Here is a 17207-nt window from a genome sequence, read left to right on the forward strand (position 1 = left end):
CCGCCCCGCCTCCCGCAGGGGGCCTTCCGGCCTGCCCTCCGGGTCCGTCCGGCTCCCCGCCCCGGCAGGCGTCTCAGGAGTTCAGGTAGGTGAGAACGGCCAGAACCCGACGGTGGTCGCCGTCGCTCGGCGTCAGCCCGAGCTTGAGGAAGATGTTGCTGACGTGCTTCTCCACGGCGCCGTCGCTGACCACCAGCTGCCGGGCGATCGCCGAGTTCGTCCGCCCCTCCGCCATCAGCCCGAGCACCTCGCGCTCCCGAGGCGTCAGCCCCGTCAGCACGTCCTGCTTGCGGCTGCGGCCGAGCAGCTGCGCGACCACCTCCGGGTCCAGCGCCGTACCGCCCTCGGCCACCCGCACCACCGCGTCCACGAACTCCCGTACGTCCGCGACCCGGTCCTTGAGCAGATAGCCGACGCCCCGGCTGGAACCCGCCAGCAGTTCGGTGGCGTAGCGCTCCTCCACGTACTGCGACAGCACCAGCACCCCGAGCCCGGGGTGCAGCCGGCGCAGCAGTACGGCGGCCCGGACGCCCTCGTCGGTGTGCGTCGGCGGCATCCGCACGTCCGCCACCACCACGTCCGGCAGCTCGCCCAGCTCGGCCAGGTCCGAGACGGTCTTCACCAGCGCGTCCGCGTCACCGACCCCGGCGACCACCTCGTGCCCCCGGTCGGTCAGCAGCCGGGTCAGGCCCTCCCGGAGCAGCACTGAATCCTCGGCGATGACCACCCGCACCCTGTCCTCCACGATCTTCTGGTCCCCCACAGCCGTTCCCCGCGACGGCGCCGGCCCACGCCGTTCCGACGCCGGTCCGCGCCGTTCCGACGCCGCCGGTCCACTCCGTTTCCCGGAGGGCCGGCATTCCAGGATCAGCATTCCAGGATTCACGCGGGACCGCCGCCGTACGGGGGGAGAGAGCGGGGCTGACGTGGTGCCGGGGGAGCGGCCGGGTGGGGAGAGCGGGGGGCCGCGACGGGCTGGGGGAGCGGCCGGGTGGGGAGAGCGGCGGGCCGCGTCGGCTGGGGGAGAGGTCGGCGGGGAGAGCGGCGGGCCGCGTCGGGCTGGGGGACAGGCGGGGCGGGGGGAGCGGCGGCCGTCGTCGTACCGGGGGCGGGAGGAGGACCGGGCGGGGGAGAGAGCGGGGCCGCCGGTGTTCTCAGCCACGCCAGGGCAGTGAGCGGGGCCGCCGGTGCTCTCAGCCGCGCCAGGGCAGTTCCGCGATCACCTGGGTGGGGCCGCCCGCCGGGGAGTCCACCACCAGGACGCCGTCCACCGCGTCCAGGCGCGCGGCGAGACCGGCCAGACCGGCCAGCCCGGAGCCGCGCGAGACGTCGGCGCCGCCCACCCCGTCGTCGGTCACCTGGATGAGCAGCCGGTCCCCCGAATGCCAGACGTCGACCGAAGCGGTCCGGGCCCGGCTGTGCTTGCCGATGTTCTGCAGCAGCTCGGAGACGGTGAAGTAGGCGATGCCCTCGATGGCCGGCGCCGGCCGGGACGGCAGGTCGACCTCCACCCGCACCGGCACCGTGCAGCGGGAGGCGACCGCCGACAGGGCCGCGTCCAGCCCCCGGTCCGTCAGTACGGCCGGGTGGATGCCGCGGGCCAGGTCGCGCAGCTCCTGGAGGGCCAGCTTCACCTCGCCGTGCGCCTCCTCCACCATCGCCGCCGCCGTGTCCGGGTCCTCCCGCAGCTTCTCCTTGGCCAGCCCCAGGTCTATCGCCAGACCGACCAGCCGGGCCTGCGCCCCGTCGTGCAGGTCCCGTTCGATGCGCCGCAGGTCGGCGGCGGCCGTGTCGACCACGGTGCCCCGGTCCGACTCCAGCTCCACCACCCGCGCCGACAGCGGCGACGGCCCGAGCAGCCCGCGCACCAGCAGCCCGTCCACGGTGGTCAGCGCCCGCACGAGCCACGGCGTGGCCAGCGTGAACAGCAGACCGATCAGCGCGGTCACGGTGATCTCGAAGGGGTTGTCGAGGTAGACGCTGTGGTGGGCGTCGCCGTACAGCTGGATGCCGCCCGTCCCGGCGTACGCCGGGAACACCCAGAACCACAGCGGATAGCTCAGCAGTGCCCAGCCGCACGTCCAGAAGCTCACCGCGACCGAGAACGAGAACACCGCCCACGGGAACTGCACCAGCGCGTACAGCGCGTGCCGCCAGGAGGCGCCGCTCTTGAGCATCGCGCCCATCCAGGCCGCCGCGCCCGGCTTACGCATCCGCAGCGGCTCCGGGTCGGCCACCTCCAGGCCGAGCAGTCCGCGCGCCCGCGCCCGCTCCAGCACCCCGAAGCCCCGGCAGCCGGCGAGGGCCGCCGCCAGCACCGGAATGCCGAGGAAGGTCACCAGCAGGCCCGCGCCGAGCGCGACCGTCGTCACCGTCCAGGCGAACAGCACGGTCGCGACCGGCAGGCCCAGCAGCACGTAGCCGAACTCGCGCCAGCTGCGCGCCTCGACGGGCGCCCGCAGCGCGGGGGGCAGCCGGTGGTGCCGCTCGCTCCGGTGGGCGTAGCCCTGTCCGTACTCCGTGACCATCGGTGGTGTTCCGTTCTGCTCGTCAGGGTGGCGGTTCGGCCGTACGGCGGTACGTCAGGACGTCCGTTCCGTCGGGCCGTACGTCTTCGGCCGGCCGTACGTCTTGGTCGGGCCGTACGTCTTGGTCGGGCCGTACGTCTTCGTCAGGCCGTACGTCCAGGGTGGTCCGCCGCGCGGTGGTGCGACATGGAGTCCGTCGGCGTCTTGAGCGGGGGGTTTTCCCCACCCCACCGCCACCACCCGCCACCTGTCCCCTCCCCCCCCGGGCGTGGGGCGGGGCGCCGCGGCGGGTTCAGGCCGTGCGGTCCCGCCACGGCAGCTCCGCGGTGACCACGGTCGGGCCGCCGGCCGGGGAGTCGACCGCGAACAGGCCGTCCACCGCGCCCAGCCGCTCCGCCAGGCCCCGCATACCGCCGCCCGCGTCCAGCCGGGCGCCGCCCCGGCCGTCGTCCCGGACCTGGATGAGCAGCCGGTCCTCGGCCCGCCACACGTCGACCGAGGCGGTCCGGGCCCCGCTGTGCTTGCTGATGTTCTGCAGCAGCTCGGAGACGGTGAAGTAGGCGATGCCCTCGATGGCCGCCGCGGGCCGGGCCGGCAGGTCCACGGTCACCGCCACCGGCACCGTGCAGCGGGAGGCGACCGAGGACAGGGCCGCGTCCAGCCCCCGGTCCGTCAGTACGGCCGGGTGGATGCCGCGGGCGAGGTCGCGCAGTTCCTGGAGGGCGAGCTTCACCTCGCCGTGTGCCTCGTCGACCATCGCCGCCGCGGTGTCGGGGTCCTCCAGCAGCTTCTCCTTGGCCAGACCGAGTCCCATGGCCAGGTTGACCAGCCGCGCCTGGGCGCCGTCGTGCAGATCGCGCTCGATCCGGCGCAGGTCCGCCGCCGCCGTGTCGACCACGATCCCGCGGTCGGACTCCAGTTCGGCGATCCGCCGCTCCAGCTCGTCCGAGGGCGACAGCAGCCCGCGCACCATCGCCCGGTCCGCGTTCGCCATGCCCCGCGCGAGGTACGGCAGCACCGGCCACAGCACGAACAGCGAGGTCAGCACCGTGCAGAAGGTCAGGACGCCCCAGGGAAGCCGGATCGCGTCGTACAGCAGGGTCCGCCAGCCCACCGGGTCCTTCAGCGCCATCCACAGCCGCTGCACCGGGCCCCCGCCCTTCGCGAGCGGCAGCGGTGACGGCTCCTCCACCCGCACCCCGAGCAGCCTGCGCGCCCGGGCCCGCTCCAGCTTGCCCAGCTGCCGGGCGCCCAGCAGGCAGAGCGCGAGCAGCGGGAGACCGATCGCGGTGAGGCTGAGGATGCCGCCGGCGACCAGCACGGTGAAGGCGTACACGAACCCGAACACCGCCACCGGCAGGTTCAGCAGGAGATGCGCGATCTCCTTCCAGGTGTGCGCGTCGAGGGCCGGGCGGGGCGGGGGCAGCCGGTGCAGGCTGGTGCGGCCGTCCTGGCCGGCGGTGCGGTCGGTGTCGTCGATGCGGTCGGGCCGGCCGGTGCCGGGGGGCCGGCCGGTGCGCGGGAGCCGGTCGGTGCGGCGGGCCCGGTCGGTGCCGTCCGGCCGGTCGGCGGCGGGGCTGGGAGCGGTCATGCTGATCAGCGTGCCGTGCGGGGGACGCTTCACGCCATGCGGTACGCCGCCCTCCGCCGCCGGGGGAAAACCCCACCGTCACCGGCACCGTCACCGGTACCGGCTGTCTCACGGCGTGACGGGCTGCTTACCGGTTCTTTATCAGGGCCTAGACTCCCGTGCGTACACATCCTCGAATCACGTCGCACACGGATTCACTAAGGTCACGAGGTCAGGGAGCGAGGGACGGACGGTGCGGGAGACGTTGGGGGACTCGTCGTTCGCCGCGGCGCACGTCGTCGCGGCCGGTTACTTCCGGTCCTACTCGGTGGTCGGACTGCTCGCCCTCGTCGGCGTGCTGTTCGTCGCGGTCGCCTTCGGCGCGGGCCGCCTGCTGCGCCCGGTGGTGCCGACACCGGAGAAACTCCTGACCTACGAGTGCGGTGTCGACCCCGTCGGCGAGGGCTGGGCCCACACCCAGGTCCGCTACTACGTCTACGCCTTCCTCTACGTGATCTTCGCGGTCGACTCGATCTTCCTGTTCCCCTGGGCGACGGTCTTCGCCGCCCCCGGCTACGGCGCGACGACCCTCGTGGAGATGTTCATCTTCCTCGGCTTCCTCGCCGTGGGCCTGCTCTACGCATACAAGAAGGGCGTCCTGGCATGGACGTGAACCCCTCGACCTCCGAGTCCTCCGACTCCTTCGGGTCCGCCGGATCCTCCGAGCCCGTGTACCTGCCGGAGCCGAAGAGGCTGGGCGCGCTCGCCCGCCTCGCCCCCGAGCCGATGAAGGTCGTCCTGAACTGGGGCCGCCGCTACTCGCTCTGGGTCTTCAACTTCGGCCTCGCCTGCTGCGCGATCGAGTTCATCGCCGCGTCGATGGCCCGGCACGACTTCATCCGGCTCGGCGTCATCCCCTTCGCGCCGGGCCCCCGCCAGGCCGACCTGATGGTGGTGTCGGGCACGGTCACGGACAAGATGGCCCCGGCCGTCAAGCGCCTGTACGAGCAGATGCCCGAGCCGAAGTACGTCATCTCCTTCGGCGCCTGCTCCAACTGCGGCGGCCCGTACTGGGACTCCTACTCCGTGACGAAGGGCGTCGACCAGATCATCCCGGTCGACGTCTACGTCCCCGGCTGCCCGCCCCGGCCCGAGGCGCTGCTCCAGGGCATCCTCAAGCTCCAGGAGAAGATCGCCCGCGAGTCGCTGGGGGAGCGGTACGGCAACGAGCCCGCCCGGCCGTCGGCGGCCGCGCTGCAGAGCGGCCTGGTGAAGCCTCCCGCCCCCGCCGGTGAGGGGGACGCACGATGAGCACGGCCGCCGGCTGGCTGCCCGCCCCCGCCGAGGAACTCTTCGGCGCGGACGCCACGGCCGAGGAGTCGTACGACCTCCTCACCGTGGACGTACCGCCGTCCTCCTGGCTCACCGCCCTGGAGACGGCCCGTACGACCCTGTCCTGCACCTACTTCGACTGGCTGAGCGCGGTCGACGAACCGGGCACCGGCTTCCGGGTCTCCGCGCACGTCGTCGCCCTGAACCCGGTCCGCCGTCTCCTCGTCCGTACGACGGTCCCGCACGACGCCCCCGCCCTGCCCTCCGCCGTCGGCGTCTACGCGGGCGCCGCCTGGCACGAGCGCGAGACCCACGAGATGTTCGGCGTCGTCTTCGAGGGCCACCCGGGCCTGGAGCACCTCCTCCTCCCCGAGACCTTCGAGGGGCACCCCCTCCGCAAGGACTTCGTGCTGGCCGCGCGCGTCGCCAAGGCCTGGCCCGGCGCCAAGGAACCCGGGGAGTCCGAGCACGGCGGCCCGAAGCGGCGCCAGATGCTGCCACCGGGCGTACCCGACCCTAACGAGTGGGGCCCTCTCAAGGGCCAGCTCCCCCCTGCCCCGGCCCGCCCGGCCAGGGCGGCGGCGGGCCGCGCGGCGGGCGAGCGTCCGGCCCGCGCGGCGGGTGACCGTCCGGTACGACGGACCCGCTCGGCCTCCGAGGGCTCGGCCAGCCAGGTCGCCCAGGCGGGCCAGGCCGGTCAGGCCGGCCAGGCGGAAGAGGCTGCCGGTACCAGTGCCGGTGCCGGTGCCGGTGCCGCTGCCCGGCCGCGGCGGACGCGGAGTGCGAGCGAGGGCTCGGTGAGCCAGCAGGCGGTGCGGGCCGGCGACGCCGGAGATGCCGGGGACGCCGGGGACGCCGTGGACGCGGCGACGCGCAAGCAGGCCGCGACCGAGGGAGACGCCACCCGGGCGGCTGCGGAGGGCCCGGCGCAGGGGCCGGCCGCCGAGGCCTCGGTGGCCCACGAGCCCGGCCCGGCGCCCGCGCCCGCCCGGCCCCGCCGCGCACGCAGCGCCTCGGAGGGCTCGGCCTCACAGCGGACCCCGTCGGCGGAACAGGCCCCGGCCGCCCCCGCCCGCCGGAGCACGCCCCCGCGCAGCTCGGACGCCCCCTGGCACCACGCCCGCCCGGCCTTCGAGGAGCAGGAGGCTCCCGAACCGGAGCCGCGGAAGCCCGCCGCCGAGACCGGGCAGACCCCCGAACCGAAGCCGGACGGCACCCCCGAGGTCACCGGCGCTCCCGATCCCGCGGACGCCCCCGAGCGCCCTGAGGCCCCCGACGGCCCCGAGGCCACCGGCACCCCCGAGACCCCCATCACCCCCGACGACCCCTCAGGAGGCCCGCAGTGAACGGCGCGCTGGACGTCGCCCTGCGACTCCTCGTCGTCTTCGTCGTCTTCCTCACCTTCCCGCTGATCGTGGGCCAGACCGAGCACAAGGTGATGGCCCACATGCAGGGCCGCCTCGGTCCGATGTACGCGGGCGGCTTCCACGGCTGGGCACAGCTCATCGCGGACGGTGTGAAGTTCGCGCAGAAGGAGGACGTGGTCCCGGCGGGCGCCGACCGCCGTGTCTTCCAGCTCGCCCCGGCGGTGGCCCTGCTGCCGTACCTCCTCGTCCTGCTCGCCATCCCCATCGGCCCGAGCGAGGGCGCCGTCGGCCAGGTCCTGGACGCCGGTGTGTTCTTCGTGCTCGCGGTGATGGGCGTCGGCGTCCTCGGCTCGCTGATGGCCGGCTGGGCCAGCGCCAACAAGTTCTCCCTGCTCGGCGGTCTGCGCACGGCCGCCCAGCTGCTCGCCTACGAGCTGCCGATGCTGCTGGCCGCGGCCAGCGTCGCGATGGCCGCGGGCACGGTGTCCCTGCCCGGCATCCTGCACTCCTTCCACTGGTGGTGGGTGCCCTGGCAGATCGTCGGCGCGGTCGTCTTCTTCGTCGCCGGACTCGCCGAGCTGCAGCGCCCGCCGTTCGACATGCCGGTCGCCGACTCGGAGATCATCTTCGGCGCGTACACCGAGTACACCGGCCTGCGCTTCGCCCTGTTCCTGCTCGCCGAGTACGCCGGCATCGTGGTCCTGTGCGGTCTGACCACCGTCCTCTTCCTGGGCGGCTGGCACGGGCCCTGGGGCGCCGACGGCCTCGGCTGGGTGTGGACCCTGCTGAAGGCCGCGGTCCTCGCCTTCCTGGTCATCTGGCTCCGCGTGACCTACCCGCGGCTGCGCGAGGACCAGCTCCAGAAGCTCTCCTGGACCCTCCTCGTCCCCCTCTCCCTCGCCCAGATCGCCCTCACCGGCATCGTCAAGGTGGTGATCAGCTAGCCATGGCTGTGCCGTCCCCGCCCTCCCGTCCCCGCATTCCCGGCAGCGGCCTCGCCAAGGGCCTGGCCGTCACCCTGCGCACGATGACGAGGAAACACGTCACCGAGCAGTACCCGGACGCCCTCCCCGAGCTGCCGCCCCGCACCCGCGGCGTCATCGGTCTGTTCGAGGAGAACTGCACGGTCTGCATGCTGTGCGCCCGCGAGTGCCCGGACTGGTGCATCTACATCGACTCCCACAAGGAGACGGTGCCGCCCGCCGCCCCCGGCGGCCGGGAGCGCAGCCGCAACGTCCTCGACCGGTTCGCGATCGACTTCTCGCTGTGCATGTACTGCGGTATCTGCATCGAGGTCTGTCCTTTCGACGCCCTCTTCTGGTCCCCGGAGTTCGAGTACGCCGAGACCGACATCCGCGACCTCACCCACGAGCGGGACAAGCTCCGCGAGTGGATGTGGACCGTGCCGGCCCCGCCCGCCCTGGACCCCGGCGCGGAGGAGCCCAAGGAGATCGCCGCCGCCCGCAAGACCGCCGAGAAGCTGGCCGCCGCGCAGGCGGAGCCGGGGGAGGAGACGTCATGACGTTCGCCCAGGCCCAGCACGGCTTCCTGTCCCCGACCGGCGTCGAGATCGCCTTCCTCCTCGTCGGCCTGGTCACCCTCGGCGCCGCGCTGATCACCGTCACCACCCGGCAGCTGGTGCACGCCGCCCTCTGGCTGGTGGTCGCGCTCGGCGGCCTCGCCGTGGAGTACCTGCTGCTCACGGCCGAGTTCATCGCCTGGGTCCAGGTCCTGATCTACGTCGGTTCCGTCGTCGTCCTCCTCCTGTTCGGTCTGATGCTCACCAAGGCGCCCATCGGCCACTCCCCGGACGCCGACTCCGGCAACCGCTGGGCCGCCCTGACCGTCGCGGTCGCCGCGGCGGTGGCCCTGGTGTGGGTCGTCACCGACGCCTTCCGGACCACCTGGCTCGACCTGGACGGCCCGGCCGCCGGCACCACCGCGGTCACCGGCGCGAGCCTGTTCCGGCACTGGGTCCTGCCGTTCGAGGCCCTGTCCGTACTGCTGCTCGCGGCGCTGGTCGGCGCGATCGTGCTGTCCCGCAAGGCCAGGGCGGACGAGGCCGCCGCACCCGCGGCCCCCGCGAAGGAAGGCGTCCGCTGATGCACCTCGCCTACCCTGCCGTACTCTCCGCCCTCCTCTTCTGCACCGGCCTGTACGGCGTCCTCGCCCGCCGCAACGCGATCCTGGTCCTGATGTCGGTCGAGCTGATGCTCAACGCCGTCAACCTCAACCTGGTCGCCTTCGACGTCTGGCTCAGCCGGACCGCGAAGGACACCCTGCACTCGGGCCAGGCCCTGACCCTGTTCACCATCGCCATCGCCGCCGCGGAGATCGGCATCGGCCTCGCGATCGTGCTCGCCGTCTACCGCAACCGCGGCACCTCCGACATCGACAAGCTCCGCGACACCGCCGAGGGCCCCGAGACCGCGGACCCGGACACCGAGGGCCCCGGCACCTCCGCGGCCGAGAAGGCTGAGGCCCCCGCGTGACCACGACCACCCTCGCCGTCCTCGTCCCCCTCCTGCCGTTCCTGGGTGCCGCGGCCGGCCTGCTGCTCGGCCGCACCGTGCCCGGGTTCGTCCGCCCCCTCGCCGTGCTGCCGCCGCTGGCCTCGCTGGTCCTGGCCGCGCTGGTCGCCGCACGGCAGGGCGGTGACGCGGCCGTCGACGCCCACACCGAGCTGACGCCCACCGGGTCCGTCCCCGTGGAGCTGGCCCTGCACATCGACGGCTTCGCCGCGCTCGTCGCCGTCCTGGTCGCCTTCGTCGCGACCTGCGTGCAGATCTACTCCACCGGCTACCTGCGTGACGACCCGCGCTACCCCTCGTACGCCGCTCTCGTCTCCCTGTTCACCTCCGCGATGCTCCTGGTCGTCTACTCCGGCGACCTGATCGTGCTGCTGGTCGGCTGGGAGGTCATGGGTATCTGCTCCTACTTCCTGGTCGGCCACTACTGGGAGACCCCCGAGGCCCGCGCCGCCTCCCTGAAGGCCTTCCTGGTCACCAAGCTCGGCGACGTGCCCTTCCTCATCGGCCTGTTCGCGCTGGCCGACGGCGCCGGGTCGTTCCGGATCACCCGCGTCCTCGGCGCCGTGGCGACCGGCGGCATCGGCCACCCGACCCTCGTCGCGCTGCTGCTGCTCGCCGGTGTCGCGGGCAAGTCGGCGCAGTTCCCGCTGCACACCTGGCTCCCGGACGCGATGGCGGGCCCGACGCCCGTCTCGGCGCTGATCCACGCCGCGACGATGGTCGCCGCCGGTGTCTACTTCGTCGCCCGTCTCCTCCCGCTCTTCGAGGCCTCCCAGGCCGCGATGGTGGTCCTCGCCGTCATGGCCGCCGTCACGATGGCCGGCTCCGGTCTCGCCGCGCTCGCCCAGGACGACATCAAGCGCGTCCTCGCCTACTCGACGATCGGCCAGCTCGGCTACATGACCGGCGCGCTCGCCGTCGGCGACCGTGGTGCCGCCGTCTTCCACCTCCTCTCGCACGGCGCCTTCAAGGCGCTGCTGTTCCTCGCGGCCGGCGTGATCATCCACGCCGCCGGCACCAACTCGCTGGCCGCCATGTCCCGCATGCACGGCCTGCGCGACCGGGTCCCGGACGCCTACTGGACGATGACCGTGGCACTGCTCGCGCTCGCCGCGATCCCGCCCTTCAGCGGCTTCTTCTCCAAGGAGTCCGTCCTCGGCGCCGCCGAGCACGTGATCACCGGCCACACCGAGCACGCCCCCGGCGCCGCCGGCTGGATCGTCCTCGTCGCCGGCCTGCTCACCGCCCTGCTGACCGCCGCGTACGCCACCCGGCTGTGGCTGCTGGCCTTCCGCGGCCGTGGTGACGAGGCCCCCGATCACGGCCGGCAGCCGCTGACGATGACCGTGGTGCTGTGGGTCCTGGCCGTCCCCTCCCTTGCCTTCGGCGCGCTCACCTACCGCGCGCTGCCCGACTGGTTCGACGGCCGCGCCCTCACCCCGACCCTGCTCACCTCCATCCTCGGCACGGGCCTCGCCCTGGTCGGCGGGCTGATCACCTACGGCGCCTGGCAGCGGACCACCGCGCTGGCCGCCCGGGTCCCGATGGGCGCGGTCGCCGCCCACCCGGAGGAGGACGCCGGCCTGGTCGAGGCCGAGACCATCGCCACCCACGAGCCGGCCTACGGCGACATCGCCTACGCCGCCGACCCGGCGGACCCGTCACGGCTGCTGCTCGGCCCGCTGCGCCGGCCCGCGGCCGCCGGCTTCCACCTGGACGCCGTGTACGCGGCGCTGTTCGTCCGTCCGGTGCAGGCCGGAGCGCGTCTCGTCCGGTTCCTCGACCGCGAGGTCGTCGACACCTACGTACACGCCGCCGCCGCCCTGCCCCGGCTGCTCGGGGCCGCAGTACGGCGCGCCCAGACCGGCAATGTGCAGACCTATGTGAGCGCGCTGCTCGCCGGCACCGTCGTCCTGGCGGTCGCCGTCCTCCTCGTCGCCACGGGAGCGTGAGCAGGCGTGATCGATATCAACGAGTCCGTGATGCAGTTCCTTCTGGCATTCGTCGTCGCCGGCCCGCTCCTCGGCGCCGCCGCCGCTCTCCTCCCGGCCCCGCCCGGACTGAAGGGGAAGTCCCCCGAGCAGGCCGTGCTGCGGCACGGTGTGACCGTGACCGGCGCGGTCCTCATCGCCGCGATCGTCCTCGCGCTCGGCTTCGACCACGACCATCCGTCGAAGATGCAGGCCACGACCGACATCAGCTGGATCCCCGCACTCGACGTGCGGATCCACCTCGGCATCGACGGCATCTCCCTCCCCCTTCTGGTCCTGACCGCGCTGCTGACCTTCCTCTGCGCGCTCTACTCCTACTTCAAGCCGCCGTCGGGCCCGTCCCCGAAGGCGTTCGTCGCCCTGCTGCTCCTGCTGGAGTCCGGCACCCTCGCGACCTTCGCCGTCCTCGACCTGCTGCTGTTCTTCCTCGCGTTCGAGATGGTGCTCATCCCGATGTACTTCCTCATCGCCCGCTGGGGCGGCGAGGGCCGGACCCGGGCCGCGTGGAAGTTCATCCTGTTCACGCTGCTCGGTTCCGTGGTCATGCTGCTCGGCCTGCTCCTGATCGGAATCAAGGCGGGCACGTTCGACATGGTGGCACTCGCCACTGACAACGGCCGGTCCCTGACCATGTCCGTGCAGGTCATCGCCGTTCTGGCGATCGGGATCGGGCTCGCCGTGAAGACGCCGATGTGGCCGCTGCACAGCTGGCTGCCCGACGCTCACACCGCCGCGCCGACCGTCGGTTCGGTGCTGCTGGCCGGTGTGCTGCTGAAGATGGGTACGTACGGGTTCGTCCGGATCCTGCTGCCGATCGCGCCGGACGGCTTCCACACCTTCGCGCCGTACCTCGCCGCGTTCGCCGTCGTCGGGATCATCTACGGATCCCTGGCCTGCCTGGCCCTGGCCAAGCAGGGCGCGAAGGGCGACCTCAAGCGGCTGATCGCCTACTCCTCCGTCGGCCACATGGGCTTCGTCCTGCTCGGCATCGCCAGCACGACCCCGACCGGCGTGAACGGCGCCCTGTTCGCCAACATCGCCCACGGTCTCATCACCGGCCTGCTGTTCTTCCTGGTCGGCGCCCTGAAGGACCGCACCGGCACCACCGACCTGGACACCCTTGCCGAGAAGAGCGGCGCCGCGCTGTACGGCCGGGCCCCGCGCCTCGGCGGGCTGCTCGCCTTCGGTGCCGTCGCCTCCCTCGGCCTTCCCGGACTCGCCGGATTCTGGGGCGAGATGCTGGCCCTGTTCGGCTCCTTCCGGCCCGCCGCCGGCCTCAGCCGCCCCGCCTTCCTCACCTTCATGGCGATCGGTGCGTTCGGCACCCTGCTCACGGCCGCGTACATGCTGATCGTGGTCCGCCGCGTCTGCATGGGCGGCGCCGAACGCGAGGTGCCGGAACTCGCCGACGTCCACGGCTACGAGTTCGCCGCCTGGACCCCGCTCGTCACCCTCACCGTCCTCGCCGGGCTGTGGCCGAAGGCCCTGCTCGGCCTGACCGACCCGGCCGTGCAGCAGCTCCTCGCAGGAGGCACCCGATGAGCGCCCAGCCGCTTGCCGAGTCGCTGGTCCAGTCCGTCGACTGGCTGGCGATCGCCCCGCCCACCCTCGCGGCCGTCGTGGCGCTCGCCGTCCTCGTCGCCGACCTGTTCGTGCCGGAGCCCCGCAAGGCCCTGCTCGGCTGGGTCTCCGTCGCTGGACTCGCCGCCTCCACCCTGCTGCTCCTGCCCCTCCTGGACGGCGACCGCAGCACCTTCTGCCTGACCGGCGGCACGCGCGCGTGCAGCTACACCGCCGACCACTTCACCCTGGCCATCCAGTTCCTGGTCCTCGGCGGCGCCCTGCTCGCGGCCCTGCTGTCCGTCACCCACCTGGACGACGAGCGGCGACGCGTCCCGGCGGGCGAGTTCTGGTTCCTGCTGCTGTCCTCGGCGGCCGGTGCCGCCCTGCTGCCCGCCTCCCGCGACCTGGCCACCCTGATCGTCGCCCTGGAGGTCGCCTCCCTGCCCGCGTTCGCCCTCGTCGGCATCCGGCACGGCGACAAGCGGTCCTCCGAGGCGGCCCTGAAGTTCTTCCTGTCCTCGGTCACCGCCACCGCGGTCAGCCTGATGGGCATCAGCTTCGTCTACGCCTCCACCGGCACCCTCCACCTCACCCAGGTCGCCCAGCGCCTGCCGCACGTCGACGGCCAGCTGCACACCCTCGCCCAGGCCGGCGTCGTCCTGACCCTCGTCGGTTTCGCCTTCAAGACGGCCGCCGTGCCATTCCACTTCTGGGTGCCGGACACCTACGTGGGCGCGCCCCTGCCGGTCGCCGCCTACCTGTCCGTCGTCGGCAAGGCGGTCGGCTTCTCCGGCCTCATCCTCGTCACCGTCGTCGCGTTCCCGTCGTACGCCGACGTGTGGGGGCCCGCGCTCGCCGCCCTGGCCGCGCTCACCATGACCGTCGGCAACGTCGCCGCCCTGCGCCAGCAGGCCACGCGCGCGTACAGCGCCGTACGGCTGCTCGCCTGGTCCTCCGTCGGCCAGGCCGGGTACCTGCTGGTGCCGATCGCCGCCGCCGGGTACACCAAGGACGCCCAGAAGGCGATCGGCTCCACCGTCGCGTACGCCCTGATGTACGCCGCCGTGAACCTCGGCGCCTTCGCCGTGGCCGCCCTGGTGGGCCGCGGCCGTGCCCTGAACCGGATCAGCGACTACCGGGGCCTGTACGCCACCAACCCGCTCAGCGCGCTCCTCCTGGCCTTCTTCCTGCTCTGCCTGGCCGGGCTGCCGCCGGGCGTCATCGGGTTGTTCGCCAAGGTCACCGTGTTCTCGGCGGCCGTCGACGCGGGCCTCGGCTGGCTCGCCGTCGTCATGGCCCTCAACGTCGTGATCGCCTTGTTCTACTACCTGCAGTGGACGGCCCTGCTGTTCCGGGCTCCCGAGGGCGAGCCCGTCCGGCACCACGTCCCCGCGCCGGTCACGGCCGCCCTGGCCGTCACCGGCGTCCTGGGCGTCGTCCTGTCCGGGGCACCGCAGCTGGTCCTCCGCTTCGCGGCCACCGGACTGTTCTGACGAGTCGCCACGCGCGTGTGGGGCACTCGTGCCGCCACGCGCGCGTGAGGCCGAACCCGCACGTCACCCGTACGGCCGATCCGTGCCGCCGCGCACACCGGGGAACTCGGGACCGCCGCCTGGCGTTGTCAGAAGCGGGAGGGTCCACTGGATCAGAGTGTTCCCCAGCCGTACGACTTGGAGGGCGCACCGTGCACCGCCGGCACAACGGGCTCAGGACCGCCGTACTCCTCGGGGGGCTGTCCGCACTCATCATCGTCATCGGCAGCTTCTTCGGCCGCACGGGACTGGTCGTCGCCGTCCTGGTCGCCCTGGGCACGAACGCGTACGCGTACTGGAACAGCGACAAGCTGGCGCTGCGCGCGATGCGCGCCCGCCCGGTCAGCGAGTTCGAGGCCCCGGCGCTGTACCGGATGGTGCGGGAGCTGTCCACGCAGGCCCGTCAGCCCATGCCGCGGCTGTACATCTCGCCGACGGAGGCCCCCAACGCCTTCGCCACGGGCCGCAACCCGCGCAACGCGGCCGTGTGCTGCACCGAGGGCATCCTGCGCCTGCTGGACGAGCGTGAGCTGCGCGGCGTCATCGGCCACGAACTGAGCCATGTCTACAACCGGGACATCCTGATCTCCTCGGTCGCCGGCGCGCTCGCCTCCGTGATCATGTTCCTGGTGAACTTCGCCTGGCTGATCCCGGTCGGCCGCTCGGACGACGACGACGGCCCCGGCCTGCTCGGCATGCTGCTGATCATGATCCTCGGCCCGCTCGCCGCCTCCCTGATCCAGCTGGCCATCAGCCGGTCCCGGGAGTACGAGGCGGACGCCTCCGGCGCCCAGCTCACCGGCGACCCGCTCGCCCTCGCCAGTGCCCTGCGCAAGCTGGAGACGGGCACGAAGCAGCTTCCGCTGCCGCCCGAGCCCCGGATCGAGACGGCGAGCCACATGATGATCGCCAACCCCTTCCGGGCGGGCCAGGGACTGTCCAAGATGTTCTCCACCCACCCGCCGATGGCGGAGCGCATCGCCCGCCTGGAGAAGATGGCAGGACGCCCGTGAAGACCATCCTGAACGTCATCTGGCTCGTCCTGAGCGGCCTGTGGCTGTTCCTCGGCTATCTGCTGGCCGGTGTGCTGCTGTGCGTCACGGTCATCGGCATCCCCTTCGGGATCGCCGCCTTCCGCATCGGCCTCTACGCCCTGTGGCCCTTCGGCTACACCACCGTCGAGCGGCGCGACGCGGGCGCGCCCTCCTGCGTGGGAAACGTCCTGTGGCTGCTCCTGGCCGGCTGGTGGCTGGCGCTCGCGCACATCGCCACCGGCATCGCCCTGTGCGTCACGGTCATCGGTATCCCGTTCGGCATCGCCAACTTCAAGCTGATCCCGGTCTCCCTGTTTCCGCTGGGCCGCGAGATCGTCCCCACCGACCAGCCCTTCGCGACCCGCTGAGCACACCGGCGTACGCCGAGCCGCCCCCCCCCGCCGGAGCCTCACGCCCCGCGCCGCGCCGCCCACCACCGCCGTACGCCGTACGCCGCCACGCCCGCCGCGAGCACCCCGGCGCCCACGGCCACCGAGGCGGCGGGCAGCGCGAACGCCAGGGTGGCGCAGCCCAGCAGGCCCACCGCCGGCACCACACGCGCGCGCGTGGCGGGGCTGAGGGTCCAGGCCGAGGCGTTGGCGACGGCGTAGTAGGCGAGCACACCGAAGGACGAGAAACCGATCGCGCCGCGCACGTCCACCGTGGCGGCCAGCACGGCGACCACCGCGCCCACGGCCAGTTCCGCCCGGTGCGGCACCCCGAACCGCGGGTGCACGGCCGCAAGCGCGCCCGGCAGATGCCCGTCCCGGGCCATGGCGAGCGTCGTACGGGACACCCCGAGGACCAGCGCGAGCAGCGAGCCCAGCGCGGCCACCGCGGCCCCCGCCCGCACCACGGGTACGAGCCCCGGCGCCCCGGCCGCCCGGACCGCGTCGGCCAGCGGCGCCGCCGTGCGCCCCAGCGGTCCCGCGCCCAGCACGGCGAGCACCGCGACGGCCACGCACGCGTACACCACCAGGGCGATCCCCAGGGCCAGCGGGACCGCCCGCGGAATCGTGCGCGCCGGATCGCGCACCTCCTCACCGAGGGTGGCGATCCGCGCGTACCCGGCGAACGCGAAGAACAGCAGTCCGGCCGCCTGGAGCACGCCGCCGGCCCCCGACGACAGTCCGATGTCCAGCCGCCCGGCGGAGGCCCGCCCGGAGGTCAGGCACACCACGACCACGGCCGCGAGGACGGCCAGGACGACCGCCACGATGGCCCGCGTCAGCCAGGCCGACTTCTGGATCCCGCCGTAGTTCACCGCGGTCAGTGCCACCACGGCCACGACCGCCACCGCGTGCGCCTGCCCGGGCCACACGTACGCGCCCACGGTGAGCGCCATGGCCGCGCAGGAGGCCGTCTTGCCGACCACGAACGCCCAGCCGGCCAGATACCCCCAGAAGGCGCCCAGCCGCTCCCTGCCGTACACGTACGTGCCGCCGGAGGCCGGGTAGCGGGCGGCGAGCCGCGCCGAGGAGACGGCGTTGCAGTAGGCCACGACGGCGGCGACGGCGAGCCCCGGCAGCAGCCCGGAACCGGCCGCCCGCGCGGCCGGCCCCAGCGCGGAGAAGACGCCCGCGCCGACCATCGAGCCCAGGCCGACGACCACGGCGTCCCGCACGCCCAGAGTGCGACGCAGACTGTCATCGGTCCGTGTCATGCACCGCACCTTACTGACCGCGGCAACCGGCGGGCGGCCCCGTGACGTCTTCTTCGGCGACACGGCACGCACACGCGCGTGACGCCGGCGGATCCG

General features: G+C 73.3%; 16 protein-coding genes. 12 read left to right on the top strand and 4 right to left on the bottom strand.

The features are described from left to right. Window positions 1-73 precede the first annotated feature (73 nt). The 3 genes from IEZ20_RS13850 to IEZ20_RS13860 all read right to left on the bottom strand — a co-directional run bounded on the left by IEZ20_RS13850 (window position 74) and on the right by IEZ20_RS13860 (window position 4119). Window positions 74-733, bottom strand: coding sequence for a response regulator transcription factor (locus tag IEZ20_RS13850; RefSeq protein WP_305809435.1), 660 nt, complete (start codon window positions 731-733; stop codon window positions 74-76). A gap of 460 nt (window positions 734-1193) precedes the next feature. Then, the gene (locus IEZ20_RS13855; RefSeq protein ID WP_189298086.1) at window positions 1194-2528 is read right to left on the bottom strand and encodes a sensor histidine kinase; all 1335 of its coding nucleotides are present in this window, start codon (window positions 2526-2528) and stop codon (window positions 1194-1196) included. 292 nt (window positions 2529-2820) lie between these two features. After that, entirely contained in the window at window positions 2821-4119 is a 1299-nt protein-coding gene (locus IEZ20_RS13860; protein ID WP_189298088.1) for a sensor histidine kinase, read from the bottom strand. A 232-nt stretch (window positions 4120-4351) separates the two neighbouring features. On the opposite strand from IEZ20_RS13860, the gene IEZ20_RS13865 reads away from it, so the two are divergent. From IEZ20_RS13865 to IEZ20_RS13920, 12 genes are all read left to right on the top strand, one after another. Beyond that, window positions 4352-4771: an NADH-quinone oxidoreductase subunit A gene (locus IEZ20_RS13865; protein ID WP_189298090.1), complete on the top strand. Its 420-nt coding sequence runs from the start codon at window positions 4352-4354 to the stop codon at window positions 4769-4771. Continuing rightward, window positions 4762-5409: an NADH-quinone oxidoreductase subunit B gene (locus IEZ20_RS13870; protein ID WP_189298092.1), complete on the top strand. Its 648-nt coding sequence runs from the start codon at window positions 4762-4764 to the stop codon at window positions 5407-5409. Before IEZ20_RS13865 ends, IEZ20_RS13870 begins: the two co-directional genes overlap by 10 nt. Beyond that, window positions 5406-6776 carry an NADH-quinone oxidoreductase subunit C gene (locus tag IEZ20_RS13875; RefSeq protein ID WP_189298094.1) on the top strand — a complete coding sequence of 457 codons (1371 nt, stop codon included), beginning with the start codon at window positions 5406-5408 and terminating at the stop codon, window positions 6774-6776. Before IEZ20_RS13870 ends, IEZ20_RS13875 begins: the two co-directional genes overlap by 4 nt. Then, on the top strand, window positions 6773-7741 hold the full coding sequence (locus IEZ20_RS13880) for a complex I subunit 1/NuoH family protein (RefSeq protein ID WP_189298096.1): 969 nt from the start codon (window positions 6773-6775) through the stop codon (window positions 7739-7741). Before IEZ20_RS13875 ends, IEZ20_RS13880 begins: the two co-directional genes overlap by 4 nt. Window positions 7742-7743: 2 nt before the next feature. Next, window positions 7744-8319 (top strand): NuoI/complex I 23 kDa subunit family protein, encoded by a 576-nt coding sequence (locus tag IEZ20_RS13885; RefSeq protein WP_189298098.1) that lies wholly within the window; start codon window positions 7744-7746, stop codon window positions 8317-8319. Next, a complete protein-coding gene (locus tag IEZ20_RS13890; RefSeq protein WP_189298100.1) occupies window positions 8316-8900 on the top strand; it encodes an NADH-quinone oxidoreductase subunit J family protein in 585 nt (194 codons plus the stop codon). Before IEZ20_RS13885 ends, IEZ20_RS13890 begins: the two co-directional genes overlap by 4 nt. Continuing rightward, complete coding sequence (gene nuoK / locus IEZ20_RS13895; RefSeq protein WP_189298102.1) at window positions 8900-9289, top strand: NADH-quinone oxidoreductase subunit NuoK; 390 nt, start codon at window positions 8900-8902, stop codon at window positions 9287-9289. Before IEZ20_RS13890 ends, nuoK begins: the two co-directional genes overlap by 1 nt. Then, window positions 9286-11280, top strand: coding sequence for an NADH-quinone oxidoreductase subunit 5 family protein (locus IEZ20_RS13900; protein ID WP_189298104.1), 1995 nt, complete (start codon window positions 9286-9288; stop codon window positions 11278-11280). The genes nuoK and IEZ20_RS13900 overlap by 4 nt, the downstream gene beginning before the upstream one ends. A 6-nt stretch (window positions 11281-11286) precedes the next feature. Further along, a complete protein-coding gene (locus tag IEZ20_RS13905) occupies window positions 11287-12861 on the top strand; it encodes a complex I subunit 4 family protein (RefSeq protein WP_189298106.1) in 1575 nt (524 codons plus the stop codon). Then, window positions 12858-14375, top strand: coding sequence for an NADH-quinone oxidoreductase subunit N (locus IEZ20_RS13910; RefSeq protein WP_189298108.1), 1518 nt, complete (start codon window positions 12858-12860; stop codon window positions 14373-14375). The genes IEZ20_RS13905 and IEZ20_RS13910 overlap by 4 nt, the downstream gene beginning before the upstream one ends. Window positions 14376-14566: 191 nt before the next feature. Next, a complete protein-coding gene (htpX, locus tag IEZ20_RS13915; RefSeq protein WP_189298110.1) occupies window positions 14567-15427 on the top strand; it encodes a zinc metalloprotease HtpX in 861 nt (286 codons plus the stop codon). After that, window positions 15424-15816, top strand: a complete 393-nt coding sequence (locus IEZ20_RS13920) for a YccF domain-containing protein (RefSeq protein ID WP_189298112.1) — start codon at window positions 15424-15426, stop codon at window positions 15814-15816. The genes htpX and IEZ20_RS13920 overlap by 4 nt, the downstream gene beginning before the upstream one ends. A 41-nt stretch (window positions 15817-15857) precedes the next feature. Here IEZ20_RS13920 and IEZ20_RS13925 read toward each other — a convergent pair whose 3' ends face one another. Next, window positions 15858-17111, bottom strand: a complete 1254-nt coding sequence (locus IEZ20_RS13925; protein ID WP_189298114.1) for an APC family permease — start codon at window positions 17109-17111, stop codon at window positions 15858-15860. Between the last annotated feature and the right edge of the window lie 96 nt (window positions 17112-17207).

It is taken from the genome of Streptomyces cinerochromogenes (assembly GCF_014648635.1).
Classification (GTDB): Bacteria; Actinomycetota; Actinomycetes; order Streptomycetales; family Streptomycetaceae; genus Streptomyces; species Streptomyces cinerochromogenes.

Coding starts and splice junctions, on each gene's coding strand:
- IEZ20_RS13855 (WP_189298086.1), bottom strand. CDS start 2,528: ATGGTCACGGAGTACGGACAGGGCTACGCCCACCGGAGCGAGCGGCAC.
- IEZ20_RS13870 (WP_189298092.1), top strand. CDS start 4,762: ATGGACGTGAACCCCTCGACCTCCGAGTCCTCCGACTCCTTCGGGTCC.
- IEZ20_RS13910 (WP_189298108.1), top strand. CDS start 12,858: ATGAGCGCCCAGCCGCTTGCCGAGTCGCTGGTCCAGTCCGTCGACTGG.
- IEZ20_RS13890 (WP_189298100.1), top strand. CDS start 8,316: ATGACGTTCGCCCAGGCCCAGCACGGCTTCCTGTCCCCGACCGGCGTC.
- IEZ20_RS13885 (WP_189298098.1), top strand. CDS start 7,744: ATGGCTGTGCCGTCCCCGCCCTCCCGTCCCCGCATTCCCGGCAGCGGC.
- IEZ20_RS13925 (WP_189298114.1), bottom strand. CDS start 17,111: ATGACACGGACCGATGACAGTCTGCGTCGCACTCTGGGCGTGCGGGAC.
- nuoK (WP_189298102.1), top strand. CDS start 8,900: ATGCACCTCGCCTACCCTGCCGTACTCTCCGCCCTCCTCTTCTGCACC.
- IEZ20_RS13875 (WP_189298094.1), top strand. CDS start 5,406: ATGAGCACGGCCGCCGGCTGGCTGCCCGCCCCCGCCGAGGAACTCTTC.
- IEZ20_RS13860 (WP_189298088.1), bottom strand. CDS start 4,119: ATGACCGCTCCCAGCCCCGCCGCCGACCGGCCGGACGGCACCGACCGG.